Source organism: Streptomyces sp. 2114.4 (genome assembly GCF_900187385.1).
GTDB lineage: Bacteria > Actinomycetota > Actinomycetes > Streptomycetales > Streptomycetaceae > Streptomyces > Streptomyces mooreae.
The window spans coordinates 5,798,646-5,814,661 of record NZ_FYEY01000001.1; the positions used below are offsets into that span (position 1 = coordinate 5,798,646).

At 70.1% G+C, this 16,016-nt stretch carries 14 protein-coding genes, 5 tRNA genes and 2 pseudogenes; 14 read left to right on the plus strand and 7 right to left on the minus strand.

What is annotated here, in order from left to right:
• Positions 1-318: 318 nt before the first annotated feature.
• The 4 genes and pseudogenes from CFW40_RS25605 to CFW40_RS25620 form a co-directional block, all read right to left on the minus strand.
• Entirely contained in the window at positions 319-912 is a 594-nt protein-coding gene (locus tag CFW40_RS25605) for an ATP/GTP-binding protein (protein WP_088800240.1), read from the minus strand.
• Positions 893-1,303, minus strand: a complete 411-nt coding sequence (locus CFW40_RS25610; RefSeq protein WP_030087818.1) for a DUF742 domain-containing protein — start codon at positions 1,301-1,303, stop codon at positions 893-895. The genes CFW40_RS25605 and CFW40_RS25610 overlap by 20 nt, the downstream gene beginning before the upstream one ends.
• A gap of 104 nt (positions 1,304-1,407) precedes the next feature.
• Positions 1,408-1,821 (minus strand): roadblock/LC7 domain-containing protein, encoded by a 414-nt coding sequence (locus CFW40_RS25615; RefSeq protein ID WP_018087200.1) that lies wholly within the window; start codon positions 1,819-1,821, stop codon positions 1,408-1,410.
• A gap of 9 nt (positions 1,822-1,830) precedes the next feature.
• A pseudogene (locus CFW40_RS25620) lies at positions 1,831-5,618 on the minus strand (nitrate- and nitrite sensing domain-containing protein).
• 590 nt (positions 5,619-6,208) lie between these two features.
• Between CFW40_RS25620 and CFW40_RS25625 the strand changes: the two are divergent.
• From CFW40_RS25625 to CFW40_RS25665, 9 genes are all read left to right on the plus strand, one after another.
• Positions 6,209-6,400, plus strand: coding sequence for a hypothetical protein (locus tag CFW40_RS25625; protein WP_088800241.1), 192 nt, complete (start codon positions 6,209-6,211; stop codon positions 6,398-6,400).
• 83 nt (positions 6,401-6,483) lie between these two features.
• Positions 6,484-7,257: a fumarylacetoacetate hydrolase family protein gene (locus CFW40_RS25630; RefSeq protein WP_088800242.1), complete on the plus strand. Its 774-nt coding sequence runs from the start codon at positions 6,484-6,486 to the stop codon at positions 7,255-7,257.
• Positions 7,250-8,740 (plus strand): glutamate--tRNA ligase, encoded by a 1,491-nt coding sequence (gltX, locus tag CFW40_RS25635; RefSeq protein WP_088800243.1) that lies wholly within the window; start codon positions 7,250-7,252, stop codon positions 8,738-8,740. Before CFW40_RS25630 ends, gltX begins: the two co-directional genes overlap by 8 nt.
• A gap of 82 nt (positions 8,741-8,822) precedes the next feature.
• Positions 8,823-9,563, plus strand: coding sequence for an HAD family hydrolase (locus tag CFW40_RS25640; RefSeq protein ID WP_088800244.1), 741 nt, complete (start codon positions 8,823-8,825; stop codon positions 9,561-9,563).
• A gap of 88 nt (positions 9,564-9,651) precedes the next feature.
• Positions 9,652-9,723: transfer RNA gene (locus CFW40_RS25645), tRNA-Gln, on the plus strand.
• 21 nt (positions 9,724-9,744) lie between these two features.
• Positions 9,745-9,817: transfer RNA gene (locus tag CFW40_RS25650), tRNA-Glu, on the plus strand.
• 62 nt (positions 9,818-9,879) lie between these two features.
• Positions 9,880-9,952 (plus strand) — tRNA-Glu (locus CFW40_RS25655).
• A 16-nt stretch (positions 9,953-9,968) separates the two neighbouring features.
• Positions 9,969-10,040: transfer RNA gene (locus tag CFW40_RS25660), tRNA-Gln, on the plus strand.
• Positions 10,041-10,079: 39 nt separating this feature from the next.
• A tRNA-Glu gene (locus CFW40_RS25665) sits at positions 10,080-10,155 on the plus strand.
• 41 nt (positions 10,156-10,196) lie between these two features.
• Here the strand turns inward: CFW40_RS25665 and CFW40_RS25670 are convergent.
• Both CFW40_RS25670 and ndgR read right to left on the minus strand, forming a co-directional pair.
• Positions 10,197-10,391: pseudogene (locus tag CFW40_RS25670) on the minus strand (transcriptional regulator); the annotation flags it as partial.
• A 316-nt stretch (positions 10,392-10,707) separates the two neighbouring features.
• Positions 10,708-11,424, minus strand: a complete 717-nt coding sequence (gene ndgR / locus CFW40_RS25675) for an IclR family transcriptional regulator NdgR (protein ID WP_088800245.1) — start codon at positions 11,422-11,424, stop codon at positions 10,708-10,710.
• A 174-nt stretch (positions 11,425-11,598) separates the two neighbouring features.
• Between ndgR and leuC the strand changes: the two genes are divergently transcribed.
• The 5 genes from leuC to CFW40_RS25700 all read left to right on the plus strand — a co-directional run bounded on the left by leuC (position 11,599) and on the right by CFW40_RS25700 (position 15,156).
• Positions 11,599-13,029 carry a 3-isopropylmalate dehydratase large subunit gene (leuC, locus tag CFW40_RS25680; protein ID WP_088800246.1) on the plus strand — a complete coding sequence of 477 codons (1,431 nt, stop codon included), beginning with the start codon at positions 11,599-11,601 and terminating at the stop codon, positions 13,027-13,029.
• A 5-nt stretch (positions 13,030-13,034) separates the two neighbouring features.
• Entirely contained in the window at positions 13,035-13,628 is a 594-nt protein-coding gene (gene leuD, locus CFW40_RS25685; RefSeq protein ID WP_088800247.1) for a 3-isopropylmalate dehydratase small subunit, read from the plus strand.
• A 136-nt stretch (positions 13,629-13,764) separates the two neighbouring features.
• On the plus strand, positions 13,765-14,010 hold the full coding sequence (locus CFW40_RS25690; RefSeq protein ID WP_088800248.1) for a hypothetical protein: 246 nt from the start codon (positions 13,765-13,767) through the stop codon (positions 14,008-14,010).
• Between the two features lie 125 nt (positions 14,011-14,135).
• The gene (locus tag CFW40_RS25695; protein WP_088800249.1) at positions 14,136-14,786 is read left to right on the plus strand and encodes an HU family DNA-binding protein; all 651 of its coding nucleotides are present in this window, start codon (positions 14,136-14,138) and stop codon (positions 14,784-14,786) included.
• Between the two features lie 166 nt (positions 14,787-14,952).
• A complete protein-coding gene (locus CFW40_RS25700) occupies positions 14,953-15,156 on the plus strand; it encodes a hypothetical protein (RefSeq protein ID WP_088800250.1) in 204 nt (67 codons plus the stop codon).
• A gap of 51 nt (positions 15,157-15,207) precedes the next feature.
• Here CFW40_RS25700 and cofC read toward each other — a convergent pair whose 3' ends face one another.
• The gene (gene cofC / locus CFW40_RS25705) at positions 15,208-15,951 is read right to left on the minus strand and encodes a 2-phospho-L-lactate guanylyltransferase (protein WP_088800251.1); all 744 of its coding nucleotides are present in this window, start codon (positions 15,949-15,951) and stop codon (positions 15,208-15,210) included.
• Positions 15,952-16,016: the final 65 nt, after the last annotated feature.

Below are 16,016 nucleotides of genomic sequence, written 5' to 3' on the forward strand. Positions count from 1 at the left end.
AGCACGTCAGGGCGGTGCGTTCCAAACACTGGGTAAAGCCGGAGCGGGGCCGAAAGGGCCTGAGATAAAAGGGGCGTTAAGGGCGAGCGGCGCCAAAATGCAGGAGATTTGTGAGCGCAGCGAAGCCGGGCATGCGCGCGGGGTGTCGAAAGCCCGCTGATTCACTGTCGAAACGTTATGAAGCAAATTTGATGGCGTGTCGAAGGACACAGATCCACTCACGGATGCCGGGAACCCGGCCCGGGCAGGGGAGAACGCCCCCGCCGGTGACAACTGCCCTGCGGCCCGCTCCCGGTGCGGGAGCGGGCCGCCCGAGCGCTACTGCAGCCGGGCCATCAGCGCATGCTCCACGAGCGTGATGAGCGCGCTCTTGGCCTCGCTGCGGTGCCGGGCGTCGGTCATGATGATCGGGGTCCCCGGGCTGATCTGCAGCGCCTCACGCACCTCTTCGGGCGTGTGCGGCTGATACCCCTCGAAACCGTTGAGGGCGACGACGAACGGCAGTCCGCTGTTCTCGAAGTAGTCGACCGCGGCGAAGCAGTCGGCCAGCCGGCGGGTGTCGACCAGCACCACGGCACCGATGGCACCGCGGACCAGGTCGTCCCACATGAACCAGAAGCGGTCCTGGCCCGGCGTACCGAAGAGGTACAGGATCAGGTCCTGGTCCAGGGTGATCCGGCCGAAGTCCATCGCCACGGTCGTCGTGGTCTTGTCCTGGACGTGGCTGAGGTCGTCGATCCCCGCCGAGGCGGAGGTCATCACGGCCTCCGTGCGCAGCGGATTGATCTCTGAGACGGCCCCGACGAACGTGGTCTTGCCCACGCCGAAGCCGCCCGCCACCACGATCTTGGCGGACGTGGTGGCGCGGGTCCCGTTCCCGTCGGAGCTGCTGTCAGAGCTTGCGAAGTCCACTGAGCACCCTCTCGAGCAAGGTCACGTCCGGCGTACCGCCGGCCTCACCGCTGCCGCCGGGCTGGTGGATCGCCACCATGCCGGCCTCTGCCAGGTCCGCGACCAGAATCCGCGCCACACCCAGCGGGATGTGGAGCAGCGCGGAGACCTCGGCGACCGACTTCACCTCACGGCACAGGTGGCAGATCCGCTGGTGCTCGGGCAGCAGCCCGGGCAGCTGAGAGGGGTCGGCGGTCGTGCTGACCAGCGCCTCTATGGCGAGCTGGTAACGCGGCCTGGTCCGGCCTCCGGTCATGGCGTACGGGCGCACCAGCGGCTGGTCACCTTCGCTCCCGTACGGCGCTTGGCTGTAGGCGCCGTACGGGCCGGAAGTGGCAGGTGGCGGGGTCATGGGTCCTCCGGGCGGGACAACTGACGTGTCGTCGGGTTGGGCCGGTGGGGGGTGCGGCACACGGGTGGTTGGGTGCTGAACGGTGCGGCGCTGCGGGCGCCGCTTCAGTGCAGCAGGCTGCCCTGCAATTCGGCGCGCAGATCGGGCGTCAGGACCGTGCCTGCGCGATCGACCAGCAGCGCCATTTCGTAGCCGACCAGGCCGATGTCGCACTCGGGGTGCGCCAGAACGGCCAGCGACGATCCGTCGGAGACGGACATGATGAAGAGGAACCCCCGCTCCATCTCCACAACGGTCTGGTTCACCGTCCCGCCCTCGAAGATGCGGGACGCGCCGGAGGTCAGCGAGGTCAGGCCGGAGGCCACCGCCGCCAACTGATCGGCACGGTCGCGGGGGAAGCCTTCGGACATCGCGAGCAGCAGTCCGTCCGCGGAGACCACCACCGTGTGCGACACCCCGGGGGTGTTGTCCACGAAGTTGGTGATCAACCAGTTCAGGTTCTGCGCCGCCTGGCTCATCGGACTCAACTAACGCTCCTGCTGGTGTGTGGGATCGACAATGCCGTGATTGCCGGTGGACGACGTCCCGGCCTGCCGGCCTTGCTGGATACCCCGACGGAGATTGGTCAGGCGCCCCCGCACATCGCCGGGCGCACGCGAGACCTGCGGACCGCTCTGGGTGGGCTGCTGTTGCGCGGTGCCCGCGACGAGGTTCGCGCGCGGCACCCGGCGGGGCAGCCCCGAGGTGGTGATACCGCCCGCGGCGGGCTGGCGGATCTGCTCCGCCTGCCGCCAGGTCTCGTCGTTCGGCGAGCTGCGCCACTGCGAGGCCTCGGCGGGCGCCGCGTTGCGGGCGCCGTTGACCGGTGCCTCGCCGCGGGCGCCACCGCGTACCTCGCCGTCCTGGGCGGATCCGCGGCGCGGCAGCCGCGAGGCCTCGGGCTCGGCGTCACCCTGGGGCGGCACCCCGGCAGCGGTGGCCGCGGGGTGTTGAACCAGTTGGACTCGATGGTGTCGAAGATCGGCGTACGGCCGTCGCCGGGACCGGCGTCCGCGTTGCCGAGCACATCGGCGGACGGCGCACCGCCCTCCTGCGGCTGCGGCGCCGGGAACTGCCCGGTGCCCTGCGACTCGTCGGCGTACCCACCGCGGTCGGCGTCCGGCCGCCGGTACTGGCCGGTGCTGCTGCCGGGCTGCTCGTACTGGCCGGTGTCGCTGTCGGGCCGCTGGTACTGGCCGGTGCTGCTGTCGGGCTGCTCGTACTGGCCGGTGCTGCTGCCGGGCTGCTCGTACTGCCCGGTGTCACTGCCGGACTGCGGGAACTGGCCCGTCTCGTACTGGCCGGTGTCGTACCGCCCGGCGTCGTACTGCTCCGTCTCGTACCGGCCCGTCTCGCGCTGACCCGTGTCGGGCCGGCCCGTCCCGGTCTCCGGCACGGCGAACTGCCCGGTGCCCTCGGGCTCATTGCCCGCGCCCCGGCCCGCCGGACGCGCGCCGGGCCGGCCGCGTCCGCCCTGGGAGCCGTCCGCGGCGGGCGGCGGCCCGTTGAAGTCGGGACGGGCGAACGCCGCGGTGTCACCGGGGCCGCCGCTCGGCGCGGGCCGCTCGAAGCTGCCGGTGCTCTCCGGCTCCTCGTGCCCACGGGGCCGGTCCTGCGCCTCGCGGGGCGTCAGCGGCCAGTCGTCGGAGCCGCCGCGCTCACGGCGCGCACCCCAGCTCGTACCGCCCGGCTGCGCAGTGCCCTGGCCACCCTGGCCGCCGGCCGGAGAACCGCCCGGCAGTTCGGCAGCGGGATTCCGGGCCGGCAGCTGCGGACGCTCCTCACGGCGCGGTGCGCCGGTGGGCGGTGCCACGGTGGGCGCCGGGCCGTTGTCCGCGCCGCGGGTGGGCAGCGAGGGACGCGAGTCGCCGGGACGGCCGGCGACCGGGCGGGCATCGCCGCCGCGCGCCGGGGCGCCGGGCGAGCCCGCGCCGGGAGGCGCCGTACGGCCGGCCGGTGCCGGGGCACCGAAGGCGTTCGGCGCACCGCCGCCGGGGCCGCCACCGGGCCCGCCGCGGCCGGGCAGCGCGGGGCGCCCGCCGGCCGTCGGACCCGAGCCGACCTGTCCGCGCGGCTGCAGCCCGGCGAGCCGGCTGGACTGCCCGCCGCCGTGGTCGCCGCCGGCCTTGGCGTTGCTCGGCGCCGGCTTCTTGCCGCCCTGGGCGAGATCGACCGGCAGCATGACCAGCGCGGTGGTGCCGCCGGAGTCGGAGGGGCGCAGCTGGATACGGATGCCGTGCCGCAGCGACAGCCGGCCGACCACGAACAGACCCATCCGCCGGGAGACCGAGACGTCCACGGTCGGCGGGCTGGCCAGCCGCTCGTTGATCGCCGACAGGTCCTCGGGGGACAGGCCGATGCCGGTGTCGTGGATCTCGACCAGCACCCGGCCGTCGGGCAGCGCGTGACCGGTGACCTTGACCTTGGTCTGCGGGGAGGAGAACGAGGTGGCGTTCTCCAGCAGCTCGGCGAGGAGGTGCACGAGGTCGTTGACGACCCGGCCCGCGACCTCGGTCTGCGGAACGGCGTTGAGCTCGATCCGCTCGTACTGCTCCACCTCGGAGGCGGCGGCACGCAGGACGTCGACCAGCGGCACCGGACGCGTCCACCGGCGCCCCGGCTCCTCACCCGCGAGGACCAGGAGGTTCTCGCCGTTACGGCGCATACGGGTCGCGAGGTGGTCGAGCTTGAAGAGAGAGGACAGCTGGTCCGGGTCGGCCTCGCGGGACTCCAGTTCGGAGATCAGCGAGAGCTGACGCTGGATGAGGCCCTGCGAACGGCGCGAGAGGTTGGTGAACATCGCGTTGACGTTGCCCCGCAGCAGCGCCTGCTCGGAGGCGAGGCGGACCGCCTCGCGGTGCACGTCGTCGAAGGCCGCGGCCACCCGGCCGATCTCGTCCCGGCTGTGCACACCGACCGACTGGACGGAGGTGTCCACGTCCTGCGGGTCGGACTCGGACAGCTGCTTGACGAGCTCGGGCAGCCGGTCCTGGGCGACCTTCTGCGCGGTGTCCTGCAGCCGGCGCAGCGAGCGGACCATGGACCGGGCCACGACGAACGCGCCGACCAGCGAGACGCCGAGGACGAGCAGGATCAGCGCACCGCTGATGATCGCGGACTGGGTGGCCTCGCTGCGCAGCTTGCGGGACTTCTGCTCCATCTCCGAGAGCAGCGTGGTCTCGATCCGCGACATCTCGTCGATCTTGACGGTGTCGGAGTCGTACCAGTCGAGGTAGCGGTAGTCCTGGCTGCGGATGCCGGAACCGCTGGCGAAGGCGCGGTGCGCGAAGGCGACCGCGGCCTTGATCTCGTCGTTGTTGCCGTCCAGACCGCGGGTGAGCGCGCCGGCGTTGTTGGTGTAGATCTGCGAGAAGCGGTCGCGGGCCGCCTTCTCGCTGTCCTCGGCGTTACGGCCGGCCAGCCGGTCGTTGGAGGACAGCTGGGGGCCGCCCTTGTGGGCGAGACCGGCACTGACCAGGGCACGCTGGATCGACGCGTACTCCTTGGCCGACGAGAACGCCGCCAGCGCACGGGTACTGCGGATCATCTCCGGGTTGCTGGTCGCCTGCGCCATGTCCTGGGACAGCGAGAGCAGCGAGTTGATCAGCTGGTTGTAGCTGGTGACGGTCCGCGCGGAGTTGTCGTCGTCCTTGTAGGCGTTGGCGCGGATCTCGTTGAGGGTGTTGAGCTGGCGGCCGATCTCCAGGACGGTCGCCCGGACACCGGCCATCGTGGCGTCCTGGCCCTGGATGTCGCCGGTGGCCTGGTTGAAGGACAGCTTGGCGCGGTCGGTCGCCTCACGGGGCGCGACGACGTTCGCGTCGTCCTTGGAGTTGCCGCTGCCGGCCAGCGGACCGGCCGACTTGTCCCGCTCGACCTGCAGCGCGTCGGCGAGCTCGGTCGCCTGCCGGGTCATCTCGGTGAGCAGCTGCATCTTGTCGAGCTGGTCGATGTTCTCCATCGACGTGCCGATGCGCATACCGCCCAGCGTGGTCGCGGCGACCACGGGAAGCGCGAGCAGGGACACCAGGCGGGTGCTGATGCGCCAGTTGCGCAACGCTATTCGCGAACCGGGGCCCCCGGCACCCTTCGGCGCCTTGGCCTTACCACTGTCCGCGGCGTCATTGCCCGGCGCCTGACCGCCTCCGTCGACGGGCAGAGTGCCCCCCGCGGAACCGCTGCTCTGGGCGCGCTGGGGCGAGGAGGCGCGGTCTGTCCCGCCGCGCAGCTCCGGGTCCGCCGCAGCGCTGCCATCCCTCTTGAAACGTCCCTGCACTAGCGTCGCAACCTCTGGACCAGGCGTCCCACCTCGGCGGGACGGTGTCGAGTCTTATGGGGGACCGCTGAGTCCCCCATGGCGGTCGTGAGTGACCGGCGGGCTGCTCTCTCTGGCCGAGAGAGCGGCACCACCGCGCGGCGCTACGTTGCGCCCTGCGCGCCGGCTGAAACGTGCGGCGGTCCGTGGAATTCCAGCACAGTGCAGGATCTCCAACAAGAGCGGAACCGCGCACTGTGACGTGGGTGACGCAACGTACGGAGCGCGTCACGACTTGTAGAACGTGCCCCTGTTCATAACGGACGTTTGCCCGCGAGTCGTTCGCCCGTAGCGACTGTCCCAGGTGCGGTGATCGGGAGCGGAACGTGCAGTTCAATCCGCCATTGTCCGTTTCGCCCGGGGATGTTGATCATGGGAAATGTGGCATTTGTCGCACAGTTCGTGAGCAAACTCACAGGAAGATCATTGAGTTTCCCAGCACTTCGCAGGGAATAGCGTGCATAGCCTGACGCTTTACACAGTTGCCGGATGTGACAAGGCAGCTTTCCGCAGGCCCGTTCCCGACTTTTGATGACGCGAGGCAAGCAGCAGTGAAGACGACGACGATGTTCCGCAACATAGCCAACCCGCGGCGCACCACCCTGGCTCACCTCAACGACGCCGGCGAGCTCGGCACCGAGGCACTCCAGGCGCCGGAGCACACCGTCGACCTCCCGGCCCAGACCGCCAATCCCCGCCGCACCGTCCTGATGGACGCGCCCGCGCAGGACGTCCCGGCGTAAAGCGTCACCGGATCGGCAGCGGCCCCGCGATAGCCTGGAGTGTCAACTCCGGCCAGTGATCAATTGAGGGGCAGCGGCAACCCGTGCGCATCGCCAGATTCTCCATCGACGGCAACGTCGGCTTCGGCGTCCTCGAAGGCGACGAACTCGACGTCATCAAGGGGCATCCCTTCGCAGAATTCGAGCGCTCGGGCCAGAAGGTCCCCCTCGACAAGGTCCGGCTGCTGCCGCCGGTCCTGCCCAACAAGGTCGTGGCGATCGGCCGCAACTACGCCGATCACGCCGCCGAGCTGGGCAACGCCGTCCCGGACGTGCCGGTCACCTTCTTCAAGCCGTCCACCTCGGTGACCGGCCCCGGCGACCCCATCGCGTACCCCTCCTTCTCGCAGGAGGTGCACCACGAGGCGGAGCTCGCCGTCGTGATCGGCCGCATGTGCCGGGAGGTGCCCCGCGAGCGCGCCAAGGACGTGATCCTCGGCTACACCTGCGCCAACGACGTCACCGCACGCGATGTGCAGCAGCGTGAGAAGCAGTGGGCCAGGGCCAAGGGCTTCGACAGCTCCTGCCCGCTCGGCCCCTGGGTCGAGACCGGGCTCACCCCCGAGGACATCGCCGCGGGCCTCGCCGTCCAGTGCACGGTCAACGGCGAACAGCGCCAGCTCGGCCGCACCAGCGACATGGTCCGTCCGGTCGAGGACCTGATCGTCCACATCACCGAGGCGATGACCCTGCTCCCGGGCGACGTCATCCTCACGGGCACCCCGGCCGGGGTCGGCCCGCTCAACGTCGGCGACGAGGTCGCCGTCACCATCGAAGGCATCGGCACTCTCACCAACAAGGTGATCAAGCGTGGCTAACGCGACCCCCGGCACCCCCGTCCGCGTCCGTTTCTGTCCCTCCCCGACCGGTAACCCCCATGTCGGCCTGATCCGTACCGCCCTGTTCAACTGGGCCTACGCACGGCACAACAAGGGCACCCTGGTCTTCCGGATCGAGGACACCGACGCGGCCCGCGACTCCGAAGAGTCCTACAACCAGCTGCTGGACTCCTTCCACTGGCTCGGCTTCGACTGGGACGAGGGCCCCGAGGTCGGCGGCCCGCACGCGCCCTACCGCCAGTCGCAGCGCATGGACCTCTACCAGGACATCGCCGGCAAGCTGCTCGCGGCGGGCCACGCCTACCACTGCTACTGCACCACCGAGGAGCTGGACGACCGCCGCGACGCGGCCCGCAAGGCCGGCCGCCCCTCCGGTTACGACGGCACCTGCCGCACGCTCACCGACGAGCAGAAGGCCGCGTACGAGGCCGAGGGCCGCGCCTCCATCGTCCGCTTCCGGATGCCCGACGAGCCGATCACCTTCACCGACCTGGTGCGCGGCGAGCTGACCTTCACCCCGGAGAACGTCCCGGACTACGGCATCGTCCGCGCCAACGGCGCGCCCCTCTACACCCTCGTCAACCCCGTCGACGACGCCCTGATGGAGATCACCCACGTCCTGCGCGGCGAGGACCTGCTCTCCTCCACCCCCCGCCAGATCGCCCTCTACAAGGCGCTGATCGAGCTGGGCGTGGCCAAGGAGATCCCGGCCTTCGGCCACCTCCCGTACGTCATGGGCGAGGGCAACAAGAAGCTCTCCAAGCGCGACCCGCAGGCGAACCTCAACCTCTACCGCGAGCGCGGCTTCCTCCCCGAGGGCCTGCTCAACTACCTTGCGCTGCTCGGCTGGTCCTTCTCGGCGGACCAGGACCTCTTCTCCGTCGCCGAGCTGATCGAGAAGTTCGACATCGCGGACGTCAACGCCAACCCGGCCCGCTTCGACCTCAAGAAGGCCGAGGCGATCAACGCCGACCACATCCGCCGGCTGGACGTGAAGGACTTCATCACGGCCTGCGAGCCCTGGCTGCGGGCCCCGCACGCCAACTGGGAGCCCGCGGACTTCGACGAGGCCGCCTGGCAGGCCATCGCCCCGCACGCCCAGACCCGCCTGACCGTCCTCTCCGACATCACCGCCAATGTCGACTTCCTGTTCCGCAAGGAGCCGGTCGAGGACGAGGCGTCCTGGACGAAGGCGATGAAGGGCGACCCGGTCGCGCTGCTCACCACGGCCCGCGCCAAGCTCGAAAACGCCGACTGGACGGCCGGCCCCGAGCCCCTGAAGGAGGCCGTCCTGGCCGCCGGCGAGGAGCACGGCCTCAAGCTCGGCAAGGCACAGGCCCCCGTCCGGGTGGCGGTCACCGGCCGCACGGTCGGCCTGCCCCTCTTCGAGTCCCTGGAGATCCTGGGCAAGGAGCGCACCGTCCAGCGCATCGACGCCGCCCTGGCCAAGCTGGCCGGCTGACCCGGCAGCACTGCCCACGGGCCCGGACGCCGCACGGCGTCCGGGCCCGCCGCCTGTCCGCGGCGCTCGGTACATTGCCCCTATGCCCGTGCGCGCTGTCCTCTGGGACCTCGACGACACCCTCTTCGACTACACCGGCTCGGACCGCGCGGGTGCGCTGCGCCACCTCCGGGCCGAAGGGCTCCTCGCCGCCCACGGTGGCGAGGAGGCGGCACTGGAGCGCTGGCGGACGGTCATGGAGACCGAGTTCGCCCGTTTCCTCGCCGGGGAGGTGGGCTTTGTCGATCACCGCAGGGCCCGCGCCCGGACGTTTCTGGGCACCCCGCTCCTCTCCGACGCCGAGGCCGACGCCTGGTTCGGCCGGTACATCGCCCACTACGAGGCGTCCTGGGTCCTCTTCCCGGACTCCGCGCCCGTACTGGAGGCGCTGGCGCCGCTGGTACGGCAGGCGGTGCTGTCCAACGCCGCCACTGCCAACCAGGAGCGCAAGCTGGCCGTCCTCGGGATCCGTGAATCCTTCGAGGCGGTGCTCTGCGCCGATGAGCTGGGGTGCGCCAAGCCGGCCGCTGAGGCATTCCTCGGCGCCTGTAAGGCGCTTGGCCTAACGCCCGGCGACGTGGTCTACGTGGGCGACAAGCTCGACATCGACGCGCTCGGTGCCCGGGACGCCGGGCTGAGCGCCGTATGGCTGGACCGTGCGGGCACTGGGGAGGAGGCGGGGGAGGAGCCGCCTCCGGGGGTGCGGCGGATCGTGAGTCTGGCGGAGCTCCCCGAGCTGTTGCGCGGAACTATCGGTTTTGGTGCGCCGTCCACGATCAGGTAATGTTCTTCCTGCGCCGCCCGAGAGGGCCGAAAGGCCCGGCCGGAAAGCGCAGATCAAATCAAGCCCCCCACGGGGGGTTGCGCTTTGATGGCCTATGGTGTAATTGGCAGCACGACTGATTCTGGTTCAGTTAGTCTAGGTTCGAGTCCTGGTAGGCCAGCTCGCAGAGCTCATCTGCAAGGCCCCCGTTGTGTAGCGGCCTAGCACGCCGCCCTCTCAAGGCGGTAGCGCCGGTTCGAATCCGGTCGGGGGTACAGATCCTTCCCAGGGGGACAGTCCGGGTCGCACCCACTGTCGTTCATGCAGGATCGCTAGGGCCCCCGTTGTGTAGCGGCCTAGCACGCCGCCCTCTCAAGGCGGTAGCGCCGGTTCGAATCCGGTCGGGGGTACTGGTCTAAACCACCATGGGCTATGGTGTAATTGGCAGCACGAGTGATTCTGGTTCATTTAGTCTAGGTTCGAGTCCTGGTAGCCCAGCGCGGTGTGTCCTCGGGACACTCAACTGCAGGAAAACTTGCCCCCGTTGTGTAGCGGCCTAGCACGCCGCCCTCTCAAGGCGGTAGCGCCGGTTCGAATCCGGTCGGGGGTACCACAAGAAGAAGCCCCTCGCATCATGCGGGGGGCTTCTTCGTGTCAACTGCCGCTGCCGAAGCGCCGGTTGGACTCCTCCGACTCGGCCGGCCGGCGCAGGCTCAGCAGCACCGGCTCGTAGAGCACGGTCAGCGCCACCGCCGCCTCCACCTGCTCCTCCGGCGTCTCGAACTCCTCGAGCAGGTCCAGGTCCGCGACGGCGAGGTGTTCCGCCTGGCGTGCGTACGGCAGCAGGTGCGCGGGGCCGGGCCGCAGGGCAGTGCCCGGACGGCCGCGCCCAGCCGGTGGTGGTCGAGCGAGTCGTCCCCCGGGGACGGTGCCGGTCGGCCGCCGCGGGGAGCGGGCCGCGGACCGGATGGTGGTCTGAGCGTCCGGGGTGGCCCCGCGCGGACAGTCCGCGCGGGGCCACCCCTTTCCGGTGTCGTGGCCGCGGTCGACAGCGGCGCCTGGCCCGGCCCGTCCGGTCGCGGGGTCCCAGCCCGTGGGTGGCTTTCTCGGTGCCGTGATCGCGGCCGACAGCGGCCCCGCCCCGGCCCGCCCCGTCTCGGGGTGCTCAGCCGTTGCGCCGCAGGCCCTCGGAGAGGCGGGCCGCCGCGTCGATGACTGCCTGGGCGTGCATCCGGCCGGGGTGGCGGGTGAGCCGTTCGATCGGGCCGGAGACCGATACGGAGGCCACCACGCGGTTGGAGGGGCCGCGTACGGGGGCGGAGACCGAGGCCACGCCCGGCTCGCGCTCGCCGATCGACTGGGCCCAGCCGCGGCGCCGGACGCCGGAGAGGGCGGTGGCCGTGAAGCGTGCGCCCTGCAGACCGCGGTGCAGCCGCTCGGGCTCCTCCCAGGCCATCAGGATCTGGGCGGCCGAGCCCGCCTTCATGGGGAGCGTGGAGCCGACCGGGACGGTGTCCCGCAATCCGGACAGCCGTTCCGCCGCCGCCACGCAGATCCGCATATCGCCCTGCCGACGGTAGAGCTGGGCGCTTTCTCCCGTCACATCGCGCAGATGCGTGAGCACCGGGCCGGCCGTGGCCAGCAGGCGGTCCTCGCCGGCCGCCGCGGCCAGCTCGGACAGGCGGGGGCCCAGGATGAACCGGCCCTGCATGTCCCTCGCCACCATCCGGTGGTGTTCCAGAGCCACGGCCAGCCGGTGGGCCGTGGGTCGCGCAAGCCCTGTCGCCGCGACCAGCCCGGCGAGGGTGGCCGGACCGGACTCCAGAGCGCTCAATACCAGAGCTGCCTTGTCGAGAACGCCGACGCCGCTAGAGTTGTCCATGCAACGATACTCGCGTCTCACACTGTGAAACGCAAGTTCAATTTTCCGGGGAAGTCGTCAATCTGTAGGTGTGGCCCTGGACCAGGGCCCGGCGTAAGGCCCGGCAGGGGGATTTCTGCGGGCATCGCGCACGGACGAGAAAGGCCGGCGATGCGGCCGGCCGGAGGGAAAGCGATGGGACGGACACTCGCGGAGAAGGTCTGGGACGACCATGTCGTCCGGCGCGCGGAAGGCGAGCCCGACCTTCTCTTCATCGATCTGCACCTGCTGCACGAGGTCACCAGCCCGCAGGCGTTCGACGGCCTCCGCAAGGCCGGCCGCCAGGTGCGCCGCACGGACCTGACCATCGCCACCGAAGACCACAACACCCCCACCCTCGACATCGACAAGCCGATCGCCGACCCGGTCTCGCGCACCCAGCTGGAGACGCTGCGCAAGAACTGTGCGGAGTTCGGCGTCCGGCTGCACCCGCTGGGCGATGTCGAGCAGGGCGTTGTCCACGTCGTGGGACCGCAGTTGGGACTGACCCAGCCCGGCACCACGGTGGTCTGCGGTGACAGCCACACCTCCACTCACGGAGCCTTCGGCGCGCTGGCGTTCGGCATCGGCACCAGCCAGGTCGAGCACGTCCTGGCCACCCAGACGCTGCCGCTGGCGCCGTTCAAGACCATGGCGATCACCGTCGACGGTGAGCTGCCCGAGGGTGTGACCGCCAAGGACCTCATCCTGGCGATCATCGCCAGGATCGGCACCGGCGGCGGCCAGGGCTACGTCCTGGAATACCGCGGCCCGGCCATCGAGAAGCTGTCGATGGAAGCCCGGATGACCATCTGCAACATGTCGATCGAGGCGGGCGCGCGGGCGGGCATGATCGCCCCCGACCAGACCACCTTCGACTACCTGCAGGGCCGCGACCACTCGCCCCAGGGTGAGGACTGGGACGCCGCCGTCGCCTACTGGAAGACGCTGCGCACCGACGACGACGCGGTCTTCGACGCCGAGGTGCGCATCGACGCCTCCGAGCTGGCCCCGTTCGTCACCTGGGGCACCAACCCCGGCCAGGGCGCACCGCTTTCGGCGAGCGTCCCCGACCCGGCTTCGTACGAGGACGCCTCGGAGCGCTACGCCGCCGAAAAGGCCCTGGAGTACATGGGGTTGACGGCGGGTCAGCCGCTGCGGGACATCAAGGTGGACACCGTCTTCGTAGGTTCGTGCACCAACGGCCGTATCGAGGACCTGCGCTCGGCCGCCGCGATCCTGGAGGGCCGCAAGGTCGCCGACGACGTCCGCATGCTGATCGTGCCCGGCTCGGTCCGGGTCTCGCTGGAGGCCGTCGCCGAGGGGCTGGACAAGGTCTTCACGGCGGCGGGCGCCGAATGGCGGCACGCGGGCTGCTCGATGTGCCTGGGCATGAACCCCGACCAGCTGGCGCCCGGTGAGCGCTCCGCTTCGACCTCCAACCGCAACTTCGAGGGCCGGCAGGGCAAGGGCGGGCGCACGCACCTGGTCTCGCCGCAGGTTGCCGCCGCAACGGCGGTTCTCGGCCATCTGGCCTCACCGGCCGACCTGTCCGATGTCGCCGTCGCCACGCCCGCGGGAGTCTGAGAACCATGGAAGCCTTCACCACCCACACCGGCCGGGCCGTCCCGCTGCGCCGCAGCAATGTCGACACCGACCAGATCATCCCTGCTCACTGGCTGAAGAAGGTCACCCGCGACGGCTTCGAGGACGGGCTGTTCGAGGCCTGGCGCAAGGACCCGCAGTTCGTCCTCAACCAGGAGCGGTACCAGGGCGCCACGGTGCTGGTGGCCGGCCCCGACTTCGGTACCGGCTCCTCGCGTGAGCACGCCGTCTGGGCGCTGCAGAACTACGGCTTCAAGGCCGTCATCTCCTCGCGGTTCGCGGACATCTTCCGGGGCAACTCCCTCAAGAACGGGCTGCTGACGGTGGTCCTGCCGCAGGAGACCGTGGACCGGCTGCAGCAGCTGCTGGAGGCCGACCCGGCTGCCGAGGTGACCGTTGACCTGGTCGGCAGGCAGGTACGCGCCGAGGGCGTCAGCGCCGACTTCGAGCTGGACGAGAACGCCCGTTGGCGCCTGCTGGAGGGGCTGGACGATATCAGTCTCACCCTTCGGGAGGAGCCGGCCATCGTGGAGTACGAGGCGAACAGGCCGTCGTTCAAGCCGCGTACCCTCGAGGTCTGACCTCGGGTTTTATGGCTCAAAGCTATATTGCGTACGATGCGCCCCCTGTGCAGTTGGCAGGGGGCGCTTCTGCTTGTCGAGGCCGCTGTTGAGGCCCCGTGAAGCGACAACTCGCCGCAGATGGCACAATTAGCGCATGGAACGCGACGACCAACTCGAGCTCTACGGTCTCGTCGCCGACCGGCTCAAGGACGCGCATACAAGAGTGCGCACACTGCAAGTCCCGGAGGGCGTACGGATGGCGCTGACCCGGAAGCTGCTCGTCATCACGGCCGCGGCTAAACACGATCTTGCGGACGCGGCAAGGCGTCTGGAGTGGTTCATGGAAGACCTCGACGAAGGTCGTTATCCCGAAGATGTGCGCGCCGACGGAAGTCCGTGAAGGTCGAGTTCGTTGCGGCACAAGGGTGATTAGCCCGTTTCGTGTTTGATTTGCGGTATATATCTGCCTAACGTGCGAAAAAGCTTGGAAACTTTCGTTCCAGCAATGTCTCCGAAGGGGAAGACGTGAACAAGGCGCAGCTCGTAGAAGCCATTGCCGACAAGCTCGGCGGCCGCCAGAACGCCGCGGACGCGGTGGACGCCGTACTGGACGCAATCGTCCGTTCAGTTGTCTCCGGCGACCGCGTTTCGGTCACCGGATTCGGCTCGTTCGAGAAGGTCGACCGCCCCGCCCGCTACGCCCGCAACCCGCAGACGGGTGAGCGCGTGCGGGTCAAGAAGACCTCCGTGCCGCGCTTCCGCGCCGGTCAGGGCTTCAAGGACCTGGTCAGCGGCTCGAAGAAGCTCCCCAAGGGCGGAGAGGTCTCGGTCAAGAAGGCCCCCAAGGGCAGCCTCACCGGTGGTACGGCCATCAAGAAGGCCGCCGCCAAGAAGGCCACCGCCAAGAAGACCGCCGCGAAGAAGGCGACGGCGAAGAAGACGACGGCGAAGAAGACCACCGCGGCGAAGAAGACCACGGCGAAGAAGACGACGGCGAAGAAGGCCGCCACGAAGGCCACCGCCAAGAAGGCGGCCCCGGCCAAGAAGACCACCGCGAAGAAGGCCACCGCGAAGAAGACCGCCCCCGCCAAGAAGGCGACGGCGAAGAAGGCCCCCGCGAAGAAGGCCACCGCACGCAAGACCACCGCCAAGAAGACCACCGCGCGCAAGCGGTAATGCAGCAGCGGCGACGCCACGCGTCGGGCCGGTCTCCCTTCGGGGAGCCCGGCCCGCGGTGCGTTCGGGGCCCTTCGGGGGCCGGCCACCTCCCCGGTCTCTCCCTGGTTCTCCTGGTCCACGGGCGCCAGGAGGGGGCCGGGGCCGCTCGTCTAGGCTCTCTCCCATGCAGGCCACCGCGTATACGTACGACTCCCAGACCCGCTCCGGCAGCGTGCTGCTGGACGACGGCACCCCGCTGCCCTTCGACGCGGCGGCCTTCGACGCCGGCGGTCTGTTGCTGCTGCGGCCCGGTCAGCGGGTCCGTATCGACGTCACCGGCGAAGGGGACGACCGGCATATCGCCCTGATCACGCTCCAGACGCTCTGACCGGTCCCGCTCCGGGGGCCTTGACCGCTCGTCTCCGGACGCGTTGAGCGATCACGCTCCGGACGCTTTGACCTGCGGCGGCAGCAGCCGCGAGGAGCCGTCCGGCGCCTCGGTGACCGTGGCGGACCGGCCCGCCACGCCCGCCAGATGCGGCGCCTGGAGCGCCGTGTGCGGGCCCACGCCCAGTGCCAGCGCGGCCAGCAGATCCTCGCCGGTGTCCACGTCCCGGCGTACCGAGGGCACCGTGGACGTGATGATCTCCCGGGCCCCGGATGCCAGGTGACGGGCCCGGGACGCACCTCCGAATGCCGGTTCCAATTCCACTCCGGAAGTCGCGGTCAGAAGTGTTGTCCCGATATCCGCCGCATCCGCGAGAAATGCACGGGGAAATAGCGAAGCGGAATGGAGCACCTGTTCCAGCTCGGCGGGGCGCAGCGCCGGAAGATCGGCGTTCAGCGCGGCGACCGCCGCGCCCGGGCGACGCGCCCGGACCGCGCCCGCGCCATGGGCCAGCGCCGCGTTGAGCCCGCCGGCCGGTGTGTCGGGCACGATGCGCGCGCCCAGCGCCGCCAGTCGCTCACCGGCCACCCGGTCGTCCGTGACAACCGCCACATCCCGGACGTCCTTGCAGGCCAGCGCGGCTGTCACGGTGTCCAGGGCGAACGCGAGGGCCAGACGTGGCCGAAACTCCTCCCCAGCGGCCCGGGAGAGCCTGCTCTTGGCCTGCAGCAGCGGTTTCAGCGGTACCACCAGGCTCCAGCCCACATCCGCTCCGTCTCTTCGCATCGGCGCCATTGTCACCTGCTGCCGCCGCTCTCCGGGAGCGTCGGGGTTACGGTGTCCTCGACATAGCGGGTACC

Excerpts from the sequence above, each read along its gene's own strand:
- leuD (WP_088800247.1), top strand. The coding sequence starts at position 13,035 with ATGGAAGCCTTCACCACCCACACCGGCCGGGCCGTCCCGCTGCGCCGC.
- CFW40_RS25615 (WP_018087200.1), bottom strand. The coding sequence starts at position 1,821 with ATGAGCCAGGCGGCGCAGAACCTGAACTGGTTGATCACCAACTTCGTG.
- leuC (WP_088800246.1), top strand. The coding sequence starts at position 11,599 with ATGGGACGGACACTCGCGGAGAAGGTCTGGGACGACCATGTCGTCCGG.
- cofC (WP_088800251.1), bottom strand. The coding sequence starts at position 15,951 with ATGGCGCCGATGCGAAGAGACGGAGCGGATGTGGGCTGGAGCCTGGTG.
- CFW40_RS25640 (WP_088800244.1), top strand. The coding sequence starts at position 8,823 with ATGCCCGTGCGCGCTGTCCTCTGGGACCTCGACGACACCCTCTTCGAC.
- CFW40_RS25700 (WP_088800250.1), top strand. The coding sequence starts at position 14,953 with ATGCAGGCCACCGCGTATACGTACGACTCCCAGACCCGCTCCGGCAGC.
- CFW40_RS25690 (WP_088800248.1), top strand. The coding sequence starts at position 13,765 with ATGGAACGCGACGACCAACTCGAGCTCTACGGTCTCGTCGCCGACCGG.
- ndgR (WP_088800245.1), bottom strand. The coding sequence starts at position 11,424 with ATGGACAACTCTAGCGGCGTCGGCGTTCTCGACAAGGCAGCTCTGGTA.
- CFW40_RS25610 (WP_030087818.1), bottom strand. The coding sequence starts at position 1,303 with ATGACCCCGCCACCTGCCACTTCCGGCCCGTACGGCGCCTACAGCCAA.